Genomic DNA, 15809 nt, shown 5'->3' with positions numbered 1-15809 from the left:
GGTCACGGCATCCCTCCCCGTTCGTCGTTCGCCCCTCGGCGCAACGGCGCCGCGACACCGTGCAGAAGGTCAGCGATTCGCGTTCGCTCAGCCGGAAACCCCCGAACTCCGCCGACTTTGCGCGAATCACTGAGGTTGTGCCGGGCCGACGACGTCCCGCGCCGCCCGCCATCAGCCCGGGGGGGCCTCAGCGCCGACGCCCGTTGCCGAACAGTCCGCGGATGACCCCCGACACGATGCTCTTCGTCGCCCCGCGCCCCAGCAGATCGTCGAGAGGCGCCGTCGGGGTGCTCGCCCGGCGGCGCGGCGCCGCGGTGGTCTTGAGGATCCGGTCGTACTCGCGCTGCGCCTTCTTCTGCGCGTCGGCGCGTGCCTTGTCGATCGCGGCCTTCTGCTTCGCGAACTCGGCCTGGTCGGCGGCGGCCTTCTTCGCCCGCTCGATGGCCTCCTGCGCGTCGGTCGCGGCCTGCAGGCGTGCGCCGAGGATCTCGCGCGCGGACTCGGGGTCGACGGGGGTGCCGTAGGTCGAGAAGAGGGGCGATGACGAGACCGCCGCGGCCATCGCGTCGGCGCTGATCGGCGCCATCGACGCCCGCGGGGCGAACAGGCGTGTCCAGGCGACCGGGGTGGGCGCCCCGCGCTCGCTCATGACGGTGATGATCGCTTCGCCCGTGCCGAGCTCCTGCAGCACCCGTTCGAGGTCGTAGCCCGAGTCGGGGTACGTGCGCACCGAGGCCCGCAGCGCCGTCGCATCGTCGGGGGTGAAGGCCCGCAGGGCGTGCTGAACACGCGAGCCCAGCTGGGCGAGCACGTCACCGGGAACGTCCTTCGGCGTCTGGGTCACGAAGAAGACCCCGACGCCCTTCGAGCGGATCAGCCGCACCGTCTGGGTGATCGCGGCGAGGAACGCCTTCGACGCGTCGCGGAACAGCAGGTGCGCCTCGTCGAAGAAGAACACGAGTTTGGGCTTGTCGAGATCGCCGACCTCGGGGAGCGTCTCGTACAGCTCTGCGAGCAGGTACATGAGGAACGTCGAGTACAGCTCGGGTCGCGCGGCCACGTTGGGCACTTCGAGCAGGCTCACGATGCCGGCACCCGTGGCATCGGTGCGCAGGAACACGCTCACGTCGAGCTCGGGCTCGCCGAAGAAGGTCTCGGCGCCCGCCGCGGCGAACGCGATGAGCTCGCGCAGGATCACTCCCGCCGTCGCGGCCGACAACCCGCCGATGCCCTTCAGCTCGGCCTTGCCCTCGTCTGCGGTCAGATGGAGCAGCACCGCCCGCAGATCGGACAGGTCGACGAGGGCGAGCCCCTTCTCGTCGGCGTAGTGGAACACCAGTCCCAGGCTCGACTCCTGCGTCGCGTTCAGGCCCAGCACCCGGCTGAGCAGCAGCGGTCCGAAGCCCGAGACCGTCGCCCGCACGGGGATGCCCGCGCCCACGTCGTCGCCGAGCGCGAAGAACTCGGTCGGGAACGCCCGCGCCGACCAGTCCTGACCGAGGGCGGCGGTCCGCGCGGCGAGCTTCTCGCTCGGCGTCCCGGGCGCGGCCAGACCCGAGAGGTCGCCCTTGATGTCGGCGGCGAACACGGGCACCCCGTTCTCGGACAACTGCTCGGCGAGCAACTGCAGGGTGCGCGTCTTGCCCGTGCCGGTGGCGCCGGCGACCAGACCATGGCGGTTCGTCATCGCCAGCGGAATGCGCACGGGAACGGATGCCACCGGCCCGCCATTGATGAGCACGCCGAGGTCGAGGGTCGCACCGTCGGCGGTGTAGCCCGCGGCGACGGCGGCGACCTGGGCGTCGGACAGCGGCCCCGACGCGGCGGATCCGACCGAGGTGTCCGCGGGTGGGGCGGTGCGGGGCGACGCGGAGGGGTCGGACCGCCCGGGCGCCGCAGACCCGGCCGGAGCGGGTGCCGTCGTCGTCGGCACGACCTCGGGCGCCGCCGCGGGCTCCCCAACCGGCCGCGCCGATGCCGCCGCCGCGCGCGCACGGGCAGCCGTCGCCTCGGCCGCGGCCAGGTCGGCGCGCGCACGGGCGAGTCGCAGCTCGGCCTCGGCGGCATCGGCCTCGGCCCTCAGACGGGCGACCTCGGCGTCGGCGTCGGAGAAAGCGGGGGTCTCGTCAGCGGCGGCGCTCATGCGCGTCAGCCTACGACGCGCCCCGCGTCCCGGCATCCGCCCGGCGCGCGCGTCTCATCACGAGTCGGTCGGCGTCGCGGTACCGCAACCGCGAGAACGCGGCGGCCAGGATGAGCGCCGCCCCCGCTCCCACCAGCGCGCCACCCAGGGTGTCCGACAGCCAGTGCGCGTGCAGGTAGGTGCGGCTGAACGCCATCAGCACGATCCAGGCCACGCCCACCACGCGCACCCAGGCGTGGGGGAAGATCACCGCGGCGACGACCGCGATCGTCGCGGCGTTCGCGGTATGACCCGAGGGGAAGGAGCCGTAGTCGCTGAGGATGAGGATGTCTTCGGGACGAGCGCGACCGAAGGTCTGTTTCAGCACCTGCACGAACAGGGCGCTGCCCGCCGACGCGGTCAGGAAGTACAGTGCCGACCATCGCCGCCGCGACAGGAACAGCACGAGCGCCCCTCCGAGCGGAATGATCAGCACGGCGGTGAGGTGACCGCCCACCTGGTCCATCGCGAGCGCGAAGACGAACAGCGGCTGCGACGGAGCCGCCGCGAACAACTGGTTCCACCAGACGTCCACCGCGAACGGGCTCGGACCGCGGAAGTACACCCACGCCCCCAGGCCGCACGCCACAGCCACCAGCACCACTCCGACGACGGCGCGGAACCGCTGCGGGCGCGCATCGAGAACGGGGTCGTCGGTCGCAGCGGCATCCATTGACCCATGATGCCGCTCGCCGAGGCCACGCGGAACACCGACGCCCGCTCTGCTACTGTTCGCGGCCGCCGGTGTCGGCGGGGTGTCGCCGGGCGGTCAGGGCGCGAGGCGCTCGACCGTGCGCGGGCGCACGAGCACCCAGAGCGAGATCACGCCGATGACCGCGCACCCGAGCATCACGGATGCCATGGTCGTGGCGGTGATGCCCGATCCGGTGGCCAGCAGCCCGACGAGGGGCGAGATGATGCCGGCGATGCCGAAGTTGGCCGCGCCGATGATCGACTGCGCCGTCCCCGCGGCCTTGCCGTGCCGGTCGAGGGCGAGCACCTGTGCGCACGGGAAGGTGAAGCCGCACGCGGTCATGAAGAAGAACAGCGGCACGATGGTCCCCCACAGTCCCAGTCCCAGCTGGTCGGTCACCACGATGGCACCGCCGGCGAGCACGAGGACAGCGGTCGAGAAGGCCATGACCCACTGGGGGCCGAACCGGGCCGCGAGACGTGACGCGACCTGCACGCCGACGACCACGCCGACCGAGTTGGCCGCGAACAGCACGCCGTACAGCTGGGCGTTGAAGCCGTAGGTCACCTGGAACAGGAACGACGACGCCGAGAGGTACGAGAACAGACCGCTGAAGGTCATCGCCCCGATGATCAGCACGCCGATGAAGACGCGGTCGCGGAAGACGCTCGCGTACCGCTGCCACACCGTGGTGGCTCCCGGGCCGCCGCGGCGGGCCGCCGGAAGGGTCTCGGGCACGAACAGGATGGCCGACACGAGCATGACCGCGCCGTACACGGCGAGCACGACGAAGATGCCCCGCCAGTTCATCACCAGCAGCAGCGCGGAACCCGCGAGCGGAGCCAGCACGGGTGCGACGCCCGACACCATCGCCATGCGCGAGAGCATGACTACCAGGCGGCGCCCGCCGAAGAGGTCGCGGATGATCGCCGCGGCGACGACACCGCCGGCGGCGGCGCCCGCGCCCATCAGCACGCGCGCGATCGAGAGCGTCTCGAGCGTCGGTGCGAGGGCGGCGAAGATGCTCGCGGCCACGTGCAGGGCGGTCACCGACAGCAGGGGAAGACGGCGTCCGACCTTGTCGCTGAGGGGCCCGACGATCAGCTGGCCGAGGGCGAAGCCGATCATCGTGCCCGTGAGGGTCAGCTGGATCGCCGCCGCCGAGGTCTGGAAATCGGCCTCGAGAACCGGGAACGCCGGCAGGTAGAGATCGATGGTGAACGGGCCGAGGGCCGTCAGTGCGCCGAGCACGATGATGTACAGCACGCGGCGCGACGCGGGGATCGCGTCGCCCGGGTGCAGCACGATCGGTGCGGTGGCGGGGTTCTTGCCCAGCGCGCGGATGGCGCCGGTGGGGGTCTGCGCGGCAGAAGCCGCTGCGGGGATCACGGGGTGGGAAGCAGTATCGAGCACGCGTCAGTTTCGTTTCGCAACACGGACAGCCCGAACGAGTCGGGCTGAGAAAAAAAGGGGGGATCGTCGAACCTCGAATCGATTCGACGTCGTTAATACTAGCGTCCCACCCCGTGCGCCACCATCCCGGCTCGCGGGTTCCTCCCAGGCCACCGGCCCATTCACCCGAATAGGCTGGGATCGTCGGCGCATGCCGATGTGTCCCGCCCCGAAGAGAGACAGAACACAGCGCATGACTTCCCCCTCCGACAAGCGCGCGAGCGGCAACCCCGCGAAGCAGGCCGACATCGACCTCACCGTCAAGCAGCAGCGCGAGCAGAAACGGCAGCAGAAGCTCGCCGAGTACCAGAAGCAGATGGCGCGCCGAAAGCGCGGAAAGCTGGTCTGGTGGGTCGTCGGTTCCACGGCTGCCCTCGCGGTGATCGGCCTGGTCGTGGCATCCTTCGCCTTCGCCCCCGAGCCCCCCACGAGCTACCAGGCCGGCAACAGCACCGGGCGCGAGATCGACGGGGTGCAGACCTTCGAGAACCGCTCCGATCACGTGCAAGATGCGGTCACCTACGACCAGACCCCTCCCGCCGGCGGCCCGCACAACCCGATCTGGCTCAACTGCGGCGTCTACACCGAGCCCCAGCAGAACGAGAACGCCGTGCACTCCATGGAGCACGGCGCCATCTGGGTGACCTACGACCCCGCCCGCGTGGACGAGGCCGGCATCGACGCCCTGAAGGCGGTTCTGCCCTCGAGCTACGCGATCCTCTCGCCGTACCCCGACATGGACACCCCCGTCGCCGTCAGCGCCTGGAACCACCAGCTGAAGCTCGACGATCCGAGCGACCCGCGCATCGGAGAGTTCTTCACCGAGTTCTGGCGCAGCCAGAACGCCCCCGAGCCGAACGCCGCGTGCTCGGGTGGCGTGGAAGGTCCGGGCAAGGCCTGATGACCGACGACGCCCCGGTCGCACGCCCCGCGGTCCGGTGGGCCGTCGTCGCCCTCATCGCCGTGGCGGTCGTCGCCGTGGCCTTCGCGATCGGACGCTTCACGGCGTTCGGCGCGACGGCCGCGCCGGCGCACCCCTCGACGACCTCCGCCGACGCCGGCTTCGCCCGCGACATGCAGGTGCACCACACCCAGGCGGTGCTCATGGCCATGGAGATCTATCGCAAGACCGCCGACGACGAGCTGCGCGCCCTCTCGTACGACATCGCGACCACGCAGTCCGGTCAGCGGGGCGAGATGTACGGCTGGCTCGTCGAGTGGGGTCTGCCCCAAGCCTCGGACCAGCCGCTCATGACGTGGATGGAGAAGTCGGGCGAGCACAGCCACGGCGACACCTCCGCCCTCACGCAGGAGCAGCTGCTCGGCGAGATGGGCATGGCCACCGACGCGCAGCTCGACCGACTCCGCACCCTCGAGGGACAGCCCGCCGACTGCCTGTTCCTCGAGCTGATGATCCGCCACCACCAGGGCGCGATCCCCATGGCGCAGGCCGTCATCGAGCTGGGCGACGAGCCCCGCGTGGCCGAGGTGGCCGGCACGATCGTGAGCGGTCAGTCCGCCGAGATCGACGCGATGCGCGACATCCAGTCACGCCTCGGCTGCAGCGCCTGACGCACGGCCGTCCGTCGGTCTGAGCCGCGCCGCGATCCGCAGCGGACACCGCGTGCGCACGGTGTTCCCGCCGCTCCCGGTCGGCGCCGTTTGCGTCCGCCGCCGCGCCGAGCAGCCGCGCCGCAGCCCCGCGCAGCAGCCCCGCGCAGCAGCCCCGCGCAGCAGCCCCGCGCCGCCGCGTCGGGCAGCCGCCTCGCGCAGCCGTCCCGCGCCGCAGTCCCGCGCGGCCGCGTCGGGCAGCCGCGCCGGGCAGCCGCGCCTCGGGCACACCCGGCCCACCGCGATAAACGCTGTTCCTGCGCGTAAACGCTCCGTCGCCGCGTTTATGCGCAGGAACAGCGTTTATGCGGAGGGCGGCGCACGGCGGGCGGCGGGCGGCGCGGGGCGGGCGGCGGGCGGCGGGCGGCGCGGCATCCGCTCGAAACGCCGAAGGGGCGCGACACCCGAATGGATGCCGCGCCCCTTCGCCGGAGTCGGGCTCAGCCCTTCGTCGCACCCGCCAGCAGGCCGCGCACGAAGAAGCGCTGCAGCAGGAAGAACACCAGCAGCGGCACGAGGATCGAGATGAACGTTCCGGCCGACTGCAGGAACCACTGGTCGCCCCAGGTGCCCGACAGCGAGTTCAGCGACTGCGTCAGAGGCAGAGAGGACGATGGCGCGAAGATCGTCGCCACCAGCAGGTCGTTCCACACCCAGATGAACTCGAGCACCGCGAACGACGCCAGAGCGGGAGCCGCGAGCGGCAGGATCAGGCGGAAGAAGATCTGCCCGTGTCCGGCGCCGTCGACGCGAGCCGCCTCGATGACCTCACCCGGGATCTCGGCGATGAAGTTGTGCAGCAGGAAGATCGCCAGGGGCATCGCGAAGATCACGTGCGCAATCCACACGGTGGCGAAGCTGTGCTCCACCCCGCGAAGGTCGAAGCCCGGGAAGATCGTGACCTCGTTGATCGTCAGTCCGCGCGAGAACAGCGTCAGCAGCGGCACGAGAGCCATCTGCAGCGGCACGATCTGCAACGCGAAGATGAAGATGAAGAAGAAGTTGCGGCCCTTGAAGTCGATCCACGCGAAGGCGTAGGCGATGAGCGACGCGATCGCGAGGGCGAACAGCACCACCGGGATCGTGATCGCCAGCGAGTTCAGGAACGACGACGCCAGCGTCAGGGCGGTACCGCCCGAGGTCAGCGCGAGCCGGTAGTTCTCGAGCGTGAAGCTGGGGTCGGTGAACACCGTCCACCAACCGGTCGACTGCGTGTCGGAGCCGGGGCGGAACGACGTGATGAACAGGCCGAACGTCGGGATCGTCCAGAAGAACGCGATGACGACGGCCGCGATCGTCGCGCCCTTGGACGTGAGGCGCTTCTGCGCCGTCTTCTCGTGCCGGCGCGTGTCGCGCTCGACCTGGCGGGCCGAACGTGAATCGACGATCGGCTCGACGACATCTACTCCGATGGTCATCGCACTTCCCTCTGCTTCCGGATCTGGCGCACGTTGAAGATGATCAGCGGCAGCACGAAGAGGAACAGCACCACGGCCAGCGCCGCGGAGTGGCCGTAGCTCTGGAACCGCTGCTGCTGGTTGACCATCTCGAAGGCGAGGACGGTCGAGTCGTTGCGTCCACCGGTCATGACCGCGACGATGTCGTAGATCTTGAGCGCACCGATGGCGATCGTGGTCAGCACCACGATCAGCGACGAACGGATGCCGGGGACGGTGACGTTGATGAACCGCTCCCAGGCACTCGCGCCGTCGAGCTCTGCCGCTTCCATCTGCTCCGTCGGAACGGCCTTGATCGCCGCCGAGAGGATGACCATGGCGAGGCCGGTCTGGCTCCAGATGAAGACCACGACCAGCAGCAGGGTGTTGATCAGCGGCGCCGCCGACAGCCACGACACCGGCTGACCGCCGAACGCCGTGACGATGGCGTTCAAGATGCCGATCTGGTTGTCCTGGCGGAAGTCGTAGACGAACTTCCAGATGATGCCGGCACCGACGAACGAGATGGCGAACGGCATGAAGATGAGGACCTTGAGGTACTTCTCACCGGCCGCGCGGTCGATGAACACCGCGTATGCGAGGCCGATGGCCGTCGCGATGGTCGGCGCCAGCAGCACCCAGATGAGGGTGTTGATGACCGACCAGAAGCCCTCGGGGTTCGTGAAGGTCCAGATGTAGTTCTCGAACCCGACGAAGTTGTCACCGGTCTTGTCGAAGAACGACTGGAAGAACGTGGTGATAGCGGGGTAGACGAGCCCCAGCAGCAGCAGGATCGACGCCGGGGCGGCGAACAGGATGAGCTGGAACAGGTACCCGGCCCCCTGACGCGACCGGTAGTCCGCGTAGAAGAGCACGGCGCCGAGCAGCACCGCGATGCCGAGCACGTAGATCACGGCGTTCTGGTACGGACGCAGCAGCATGAAGGCGATCACCGGGATGGCGAAGCACGCCACCAGGCGGAGCCAGAAGTAGCCCTTGCCCGCGCGTGGCGCGTACTCGATGAGCAGCAGCAGCAGTCCGACGACGACGCCGAAGGCGAGGAGGACGAGCGGGATCTGCGCGAGCGGGTTGAGTCCGCCCAGCCAGGTGAAGAAGCTGTTGAGCGAGAAGCCCAGGGTGGTGGGTCGCGTCTCTGCCGCGGGACGCGTCACCATGAAGAGGAAGAGCGCCACCGCCAGGATGAGGGCGACGGAGACCACGATGACCGTGGTCCGGTGGTTGTGCGCGGAGCCGCGCGACGGTGTCGCTTTCGTCCGGCCCGCCGGCGAGGCCGCCGGCGCCTTCTCCGCGTTTTTGATATCGGTCATGACTTCCCTCCCGAACACGCCTTCGTGCTCATCGATTGACGCCCGAGCGAGAGGGCGATGATGAAGGACGGGACCGGATGGGCCGCCCGCATCGCGGACGGCCCATCGGTCTCGTCAGGAACGGCTAGTTGTCGTAGCCGGCCTGGATGTTGCTGAGCACCTCGTCGGTGGGCGTGCCGTCGATCCAGCTGACCATGCCCTTCCAGAACGAACCCGAACCGACGGTGGCCGGCATGAGGTCGGACGCGTCGAAACGCAGCGTGGTGTTCGGGTCCTGCAGCGTCTTCATCGCCTCGGTGAGGAACTCGCTGGAGGCGAGCGACGGGTCGGCGCCCTTGTTGGCCGAGATGACGCCGCCGAGCTTGACGCGGGCATCGGCGAACTCGGGGGTCGACATGAACTCGGCGACCTTCTGAACGCTCTCGTCGTCGGAGAAGGCCGCGACGAACTCGCCGCCACCCTCGACCGCCAGCTCGCCTTCCTTCACGCCCGGGAGCAGGAACGCGTACACGTCGCCGTCGGGGGCGATCGTGGGGGTCTCGCCCGCCGCGTTCGTGACCGTGAGGAAGTTCGCCGAGAGGAACGACGCCTGGTGGGTCATCGCGCAGCTGCCGTCGGCCACCTTGGCGGCGACGTCGGCGAACGCGGTCGAGTTGATGCTCTTGACGTCACCGAAACCGGCGTTGACGTACGACGGGTTGAGCAGGATCGAGCCGACGGCGTCGAAGGCGTCCTTGATCTGCGGGTCGGTGAATTTGACCTCGTTCGCCACCCACTGGTCGTACACGTCGGGGCCGGACTGACGCAGGACCATGTCCTCGATCCAGTCCGTTCCGGGCCAGCCCGATGCGGCGTCCGAGGCGAAGCCCGCGCACCAGGGTGCGGAGCCCGACTTCTGCTGGATGGTCTGCGTGAGCGTGAGCAGCTCGTCGAACGTCTTGGGAACCTCGACGCCCCACTCCTTGAACTTCGCCGGCGAGTACCAGACGTAGCCCTTGAGGTTGGCGAGCATGGGAGCGGCGTAGAACGTGCCGTCCTCGGTGCCGTAGGACTTCCAGTCCTCGCCCCAGTACTCGTCGACGTTGCTCGAGACGGCGTCGGACGCCTTCTGGACCTCGCCGGTGCCGATCAGGGTCTTGAGCAGACCCGGCTGCGGAACGATCGCGATGTCGGGGGCGTCGCCACCCGAGACCTTGGTCACGACGTTGCCTTCGAAGCTCTTGTCGCCGGTGTAGACGACCTTGATGCCCGTGTCCGCGGTGAACTGGTCGAAGCTCTGGTTCAGCGCGTCGGCCTCGGTGCCGGTGATGCCGCCGGAGATGCGGACGGTCGTCTCGCCCCCGGATCCGCTCCCGCCGCCGCTGCTGTCGCCTTCGGCGCAGCCCGCGAGAGCAATCGCACCGACCGCCAGCAGCCCGACGGGCGCCAGCAGGCGATACCGCTGTGACATACCCATGTGGTCTCTCCTCTTCGAGTTCAAATGGTGCATCGGAACCTGTCAGGAACCGATTCCAGATCACCGTAGGCGAGAACCCGACGAGACGCAACGCCGAAAGATCACGAACGCATAACTGGCGGAAAAACGCGAAGAACCGGGGGGAAGCATCGCGGGGAACCGGTTCCACAAAAGCGCGTTGTCGGATACTCTTCTTCGACGTCGACACCGATGTCGATCGGACCCCGAGGAACACACGATGAGCGGAATCGCCGATGTGGCACGCCTGGCCGGCGTGTCCAAGTCGACCGCCAGCCGAGCACTGACCGGCGGCGGCTACGTCTCCGACGACACGCGTCGGCGCGTCGCCGACGCCGCGGAGTCGCTCGGCTACGTCCCTTCCACGAGCGCCGTGAGTCTGGCGACCGGCCGCACGAGCACCATCGCCCTGATCGTGCCGAAGGTCAACCGCTGGTACTTCGGCGCGATCGTCGAGGGCGTCGAGCGCACCCTCATCCCCCGCGGGTACGACGTGACCCTGTACGTCGCCGAACCCGGATCGAACGACCGCGAGAGCCTGTACTCCACCTACCTCGCCCGAAAGCGCTTCGACGGCATCATCGCCGTCGCCCTCGAACCCGACGACGCCGATCTGGAACGCCTCGCGAACATCGGCAAACCCGTCGTGAGCATCGGCAACGCCCTCGCCGGGGTTCCCACCCTCGGCCTCGACAACATCGCCATCACGCGCATCATCACGCAGCACCTCATCGCCCTGGGACACACCGACATCGCGTTCGTCGGCAGCACGCCGCCCAGCGATGCCCCCGCGAAAGACGTCGACGAGCGTTCCATCGGCTACCGCAAGGCCATGAACGACCACGGACTCGCCGTCCGCATCCGCAACGTCCCGTCCACGCTGACCATCACCGATGCGTACGCGGCCGCCGCCTCGTTCCTCGCCGACGCCGCCTCCCGCCCCACGGGCGTCGTCGCCGCGTGCGACGAGGTCGCCATCGGCGTCATCATCGCCGCGCGTCGCATGGGCATCTCCGTTCCGACGCAGCTCAGCGTCGTCGGCATCGACGGCCACGACTACGCCGAGATGTTCGCCCTCACCACCGTCGAGCAGTTCCCACTCGACCAGGGCGTCGAGGCGACGCGCATGCTGCTGTCGATGATCGAGGGCACCAGCGAGCCCCCGCGACGCACCGAGGCGGCGACCCGCCTGGTGGTGCGATCCTCCACCGCTCCCCCGCGCCCCGCCTGACAGCACGGGACCCCGGATGCCGTGGCATCCGGGGTCCCGTGCTTCTTCGGCTCAGTCCGCCCGGCGCACTCCGCGACGACGCAGCACCACACCGACGCCCAGGAGCGCGAGGGCCGCCAGCACGCCGCCGCCCATCCACGCCGTGTCCGCACCGGTGCGCGGAAGCGATCCGGGAGCGCCCGGGCCGGCCTCGCCGCCGCCGGAGTCCCCCGGACCCGAGGGGGCGTCATCGGCACCGTCCACGACCCGCACGGGCACCGTGGCCGTCGAGCCCGAGGCCGTGACGAGGCGGATGCCGACCTCGGCGGGGGCGTCCACGGGCACCGTGAGGGTGACCTGGGCGACGCCGTCGCGGACGGGCACCGTCTGGGCTTCTCCCGCACCGACCATCACCGTGGCCTCGGTGGCGGCGGGGCTGCCGAGCGAGGTCAGGTCGAGCCCCGAGACCGTGAACGACGTCTCGGCGCCGCGGACGACCTCGGTCGGCGCACCCGTCACCTCGACCGCGCGGGCACCGAAGTCCGGCGCGAGGCCCGGATGGGCCGACAGGTACGAGATCCAGCCGTCGCGGTCGATGAGACCCGAGTCGCGCGGCTCCGTGCCCTCGTCGAACACGGTGAACGCGTCACCGCCCTGCAGCAGGAAGCTGAACGAGCCGACGCGATACGACGCCGCGGGATCCACCGCGACATCGTCGACCCAGAGGCCCGAGATGCGCTGCCCCGGCGCCCGAGTGGCGTCGTAGGTGTAGCGCAGGTTCTCGGACACGCTCAGCGCCAGCGTCGCGGCACGGCCCGCTTCGTCGCCCCACTGCTGCTCGAGCAGGCGGCGCAGCTGATCGCCGGTGAGGGTGGTGGTGCCCAGGTTGTTCACGAACGGCAGCACCGCGTTCGCCTCGGCGAACGTGATCACGCCGTCGTCGCCGCGCAGCAGTTCGGCGCGCAGGCCGCCCGGGTTGACCACGGTGATGTCGGCCCCGCCGCGGGCGGGGTCGTCGAGCGTGTCGAGCAGCGCGTCGGCGACGAGATTGCCGAGCGCGGACTGCTGCGACCGGTCGTCGCGCTGGCCGCCCGTGTACACGCCGTCGACGTACGCCCCGCCGAGGAAGGCGGTGGTGATGTCGGCCGTGACCGATCCCACCGGGCGGGAACCGACGAGGTCGGCCTCGGCCAGGGCACGGTCGACGATGTCGTCCACCTCGGCCACCCGCGGGTACGTCGCGATGAGGTCGGCGTCGAGGGCGGCGCTGTTCTCGGCGGTCTGCTCGGGGTCGTCCTCGACGACCTCGGCCGCCAGGCGCGGAACGTTGCGAGCCTCGTGGTCGACGACGTCGCCGCTCTCGCGATCGATCGTCAGTACGACCTGGCCGATGTTCTCGCCGTAGTTGCCGGTCTGCAGCACGGGACGCGTCCCGTCACCGCCGGGAACCGGGGCCTCCCACGCGTACTCCTCGTGCGTGTGGCCGGTGAAGATGGCATCCACGTCGGCATCGGTCTCGGTCACGATGCGGGCGAACGCCCCGCCCGCGGCGATCGCGTCGTCGAGGGTGGTCCCCGCCGCGTCGCCCTGGGCCGCGCCCTCGTGGAACTCGGCGACGAGCACGTCGACCTGATCGCGGATCTCGGCGACCACGCGGTTCACCTCGGCCACGGGCTCGCGGAACTCCAGGCCCTCGATCCCTCCGGGGCTGACGAGCGACGCCGTCTCCTCGGTCACCGCGCCGACGACGCCGACGCGCAGTCCGTTCACCTCGACGATCTCGTAGCCGGGCAGCAGCGGTCGACCGTCCCGGTAGACGTTCGCCCCCAGGTACGGGAACGCGGAACGCTCGGTGACCCGGCCGGTCAGGTCGTCGATGCCCTTGTCGAACTCGTGATTGCCGACGGCGGATGCCGCGAGCCCGAGCGCGTTGAGCACGTCGATCGTGGGCGCGTCGTCGGCGTTGGCCGAGGCGAACAGCGACGCGCCGATGTTGTCACCGTTGGAGAGGAACAGCGACCGCTGCTCGCCCTTCTCGGCCCGCAGCTGCTCGATCGTGCCGGCGAACTTCACGGTGTTGGTGTCGATGCGCCCGTGGAAGTCGTTGATGTTGAGCAGGTTCAGCTCGGTCGTCCCCGACAGGTCGAGCCCGACGACCACGGGATCGTGGTCGCTGGAGCGGTAGGGGGACGCGTCGTAGAAGTTGCGCACATTGGCGTTGTACCGGCTGTACTCCAGCGCGAGAGCCTCACCGGCGTTGATGTTCCAGACGTCGGTGCCCGTGACGAGCTCCTGCGCGGCCGGAGACGCCAGCACGTGGTCGAGCGAGCCGGACTGACCGCTGAACGAGTACGTGTATTTGCCGGTCGTGGACCCCAGATCGGCGTACCCCGCGTCGCGGAGCACCTGCATCGGGTCCTCCTGCGTGTACGCGTTGAAGTCGCCGAGCAGGAACACCTCGTCGACGCCGGTGTCCGCGGTGCGCGCGGCGGCGAAGTCGACGAGCGCCTGCGCCTGACGCACGCGGTCGCCGTTGAAGGCGCCCTGGTCGCCGTCGGCGTTGTCGCCCGAGGCTGCGGGATCGCTGTCGCTCTTCGACTTGAAGTGGTTCACGATCGCGAGGAACGACGCGTCGTCGTCGCCGGCGGCCGCGAAGGCCTGGGCCAGCGGCTGTCGCGCGTTGGCGAACGCGGGGTCGTCGAGGATGACGCTGTCGCCGACCGGCACGACCGCCGCACGCTTGTAGATGAAGGCGGTGCGGATGACGTCCTCCGACGCCGGCAGCGCGGTCGGCGACGCGACGAACGCCCAGGCGTCCTCGCCCAGGTCGGCGTTGAGCGCCCCGACGAGGGTCGAGAGCGCCTCGTCACGGTCCTTCCCGAGAGCGGCGGAGTTCTCGATCTCTTCGAGCGAGACCACCTCCGCGTCGAGGGCGTTCAGAGCGGCGACGATCTTCGCCTGCTGGCGCTGGAGGTTCTCGTCGTTGGCTGCTCCGCGCGGGCCCGGCTCGGCGCAGCGGTTGGCCGTGATCGGGTTGCCCTCGCGGTCGGTGTAGACCGAATCGCAGCCGACGTCCTCGGCGGTGGTGGTGAAGTAGTTCAGAACGTTGAAGCTGGCCACCTGTACGGTGCCGCCGACGTCGGCGGGCCGTGCGGTGCGCGTGTTCTCGAAGGTCGCCGGCTGCACGTCGGCGGCGTTGTCGACCGTGAGCTGCCCGGTGGGCTGGAACTTCCACGCGTCGTTACGGAAGTCGAGCACGACCGGCCGGGTGAACGACGCCGGAGCGCCGACGCGCACCGGGTCGGTGAGCGACAGGTACGGCAGCGGCACATCGGTGGCCGAGCGCTGGAAGTTCAGCGACGCTCCGTCGTCGAGGACCACGGCGCGGGCGGCGTTGTCGGCCACGACGTCGTCGAACTCGGCGGTGCCCGGGCGCGCGACCTCGGTGGGGGCGAGGAGCGGAGTGGTGCCCGCGGCCAGGCCCACTTCGGCGTACTGGCCCGTGCTGTAGGTGTTGGTGACGGTGAAGTCGCCCTGTGGTGCCAGCAGCATCCCCTCGAGGCGCTCGCGCTCCTCGTCGGTCCGCGGCCACGCGACGGTCGCCGGGGTGACGGGCTCGGCCGCGTCGGTCAGTACCGTGACGAGGTCGGAGTCCGAGACGATCTGGGTGAGGCCGTTGTACTCGCTCGCGGTTCCGCTGACCTCGACGTGGTCGCCGACCGCGACCTCGGCCACCGCGCGGGAGCCGTAGACGAAGATCGCGTCGGATGCCGTGTGATCGGCGCCCAGGTCGCCGCCGGTGCCCGCGGTCTGCAGGAAGAACCCGTCGTATCCGCCGGTCGGGTACGCGGCGGTCACGACGCCGCGCGTGGTGACGGACTGCCCGTCCCGCGGGGTGGTGTCGCCCTCGCCCTGGATGTCGCGGATGGCGGTGACCTCCGCCGCCGCGGCCACTCCGGCGGCGGGAGGCTCGGCAGCCGCCGTCTCCGGCGTCGTCGGATCCGCCGGCGTGGGGGCGGGTGAGGCGGTCTGCGCGGTGTCCGGCTGCGGCACGACGTCGCCGGGGGCGGCGGTGTCCGACGCGTCGGGGGCAGCCGTCTCGACGACCGGCAGCGAGGGCGCCGCGGGGTCGATCGGGGCCGCCGAAGCAGCCGGGGCGACCAGGGCGGAACCCAGGAGGGCGGCGGCCACCGCCGCGCTCAGCGCGGTCGCGGTGCGGCCCGAGGGACGCTGAGAAGGCATGGGGGACATGGGTCTCCTGCGAATCCGACGGTCATCGTCGGGTGGGGGGATCGACGGGGGGTCTCTTCGACCGTAGACGACCTCATCAGGAATTCCCAGGCTTCATTCGTTGCCATCGTGTGAACGGTGAAGCCGTCGGCGCGAAGTGTTTCCGACCGATCGCGACTCCCCCACCGAGAC

10 protein-coding genes are annotated in these 15809 nt (G+C 70.1%); 3 read left to right on the top strand and 7 right to left on the bottom strand.

Translation table 11 applies throughout. The annotated features are described in order from the left end of the window. Positions 1–187 precede the first annotated feature (187 nt). The 3 genes from BJP65_RS13035 to BJP65_RS13025 all read right to left on the bottom strand — a co-directional run bounded on the left by BJP65_RS13035 (position 188) and on the right by BJP65_RS13025 (position 4289). Entirely contained in the window at positions 188–2143 is a 1956-nt protein-coding gene (locus BJP65_RS13035; RefSeq protein WP_070409423.1) for a helicase HerA-like domain-containing protein, read from the bottom strand. 10 nt (positions 2144–2153) lie between these two features. Then, a complete protein-coding gene (locus BJP65_RS13030) occupies positions 2154–2855 on the bottom strand; it encodes a phosphatase PAP2 family protein (protein ID WP_055938579.1) in 702 nt (233 codons plus the stop codon). A 96-nt stretch (positions 2856–2951) separates the two neighbouring features. After that, positions 2952–4289, bottom strand: coding sequence for a multidrug effflux MFS transporter (locus BJP65_RS13025; RefSeq protein WP_181015933.1), 1338 nt, complete (start codon positions 4287–4289; stop codon positions 2952–2954). Between the two features lie 232 nt (positions 4290–4521). Between BJP65_RS13025 and BJP65_RS13020 the strand changes: the two genes are divergently transcribed. Further along, positions 4522–5229, top strand: coding sequence for a DUF3105 domain-containing protein (locus BJP65_RS13020; RefSeq protein ID WP_055838789.1), 708 nt, complete (start codon positions 4522–4524; stop codon positions 5227–5229). Continuing rightward, positions 5229–5900: a DUF305 domain-containing protein gene (locus BJP65_RS13015; protein WP_070409422.1), complete on the top strand. Its 672-nt coding sequence runs from the start codon at positions 5229–5231 to the stop codon at positions 5898–5900. Before BJP65_RS13020 ends, BJP65_RS13015 begins: the two co-directional genes overlap by 1 nt. Before the next feature lie 479 nt (positions 5901–6379). Here the strand turns inward: BJP65_RS13015 and BJP65_RS13010 are convergent, their stop codons facing one another. The 3 genes from BJP65_RS13010 to BJP65_RS13000 form a co-directional block, all read right to left on the bottom strand. Further along, the gene (locus BJP65_RS13010; protein WP_070409421.1) at positions 6380–7357 is read right to left on the bottom strand and encodes a carbohydrate ABC transporter permease; all 978 of its coding nucleotides are present in this window, start codon (positions 7355–7357) and stop codon (positions 6380–6382) included. Continuing rightward, positions 7354–8550, bottom strand: coding sequence for a carbohydrate ABC transporter permease (locus tag BJP65_RS13005; RefSeq protein ID WP_055839543.1), 1197 nt, complete (start codon positions 8548–8550; stop codon positions 7354–7356). Before BJP65_RS13005 ends, BJP65_RS13010 begins: the two co-directional genes overlap by 4 nt. A 277-nt stretch (positions 8551–8827) precedes the next feature. After that, positions 8828–10159, bottom strand: a complete 1332-nt coding sequence (locus tag BJP65_RS13000) for an ABC transporter substrate-binding protein (RefSeq protein ID WP_055838797.1) — start codon at positions 10157–10159, stop codon at positions 8828–8830. Between the two features lie 238 nt (positions 10160–10397). Between BJP65_RS13000 and BJP65_RS12995 the strand changes: the two genes are divergently transcribed. Then, on the top strand, positions 10398–11408 hold the full coding sequence (locus BJP65_RS12995; RefSeq protein ID WP_055938591.1) for a LacI family DNA-binding transcriptional regulator: 1011 nt from the start codon (positions 10398–10400) through the stop codon (positions 11406–11408). Between the two features lie 51 nt (positions 11409–11459). On the opposite strand, the gene BJP65_RS12990 is transcribed toward BJP65_RS12995, so the two are convergent. Continuing rightward, positions 11460–15629, bottom strand: a complete 4170-nt coding sequence (locus tag BJP65_RS12990; RefSeq protein WP_258027474.1) for an ExeM/NucH family extracellular endonuclease — start codon at positions 15627–15629, stop codon at positions 11460–11462. Between the last annotated feature and the right edge of the window lie 180 nt (positions 15630–15809).

This window comes from Microbacterium sp. BH-3-3-3 (assembly GCF_001792815.1).
Lineage (GTDB): Bacteria > Actinomycetota > Actinomycetes > Actinomycetales > Microbacteriaceae > Microbacterium.
Note: the sequence above shows the minus strand (reverse complement) of the source record. Positions and strands in the feature narration are given on the sequence as shown.

Coding starts and splice junctions, on each gene's coding strand:
- BJP65_RS13035 (WP_070409423.1), bottom strand. CDS start 2,143: ATGAGCGCCGCCGCTGACGAGACCCCCGCTTTCTCCGACGCCGACGCC.
- BJP65_RS13030 (WP_055938579.1), bottom strand. CDS start 2,855: ATGGATGCCGCTGCGACCGACGACCCCGTTCTCGATGCGCGCCCGCAG.
- BJP65_RS13020 (WP_055838789.1), top strand. CDS start 4,522: ATGACTTCCCCCTCCGACAAGCGCGCGAGCGGCAACCCCGCGAAGCAG.
- BJP65_RS13015 (WP_070409422.1), top strand. CDS start 5,229: ATGACCGACGACGCCCCGGTCGCACGCCCCGCGGTCCGGTGGGCCGTC.
- BJP65_RS13010 (WP_070409421.1), bottom strand. CDS start 7,357: ATGACCATCGGAGTAGATGTCGTCGAGCCGATCGTCGATTCACGTTCG.
- BJP65_RS13005 (WP_055839543.1), bottom strand. CDS start 8,550: ATGGTGACGCGTCCCGCGGCAGAGACGCGACCCACCACCCTGGGCTTC.
- BJP65_RS13000 (WP_055838797.1), bottom strand. CDS start 10,159: ATGGGTATGTCACAGCGGTATCGCCTGCTGGCGCCCGTCGGGCTGCTG.
- BJP65_RS12995 (WP_055938591.1), top strand. CDS start 10,398: ATGAGCGGAATCGCCGATGTGGCACGCCTGGCCGGCGTGTCCAAGTCG.
- BJP65_RS12990 (WP_258027474.1), bottom strand. CDS start 15,629: ATGCCTTCTCAGCGTCCCTCGGGCCGCACCGCGACCGCGCTGAGCGCG.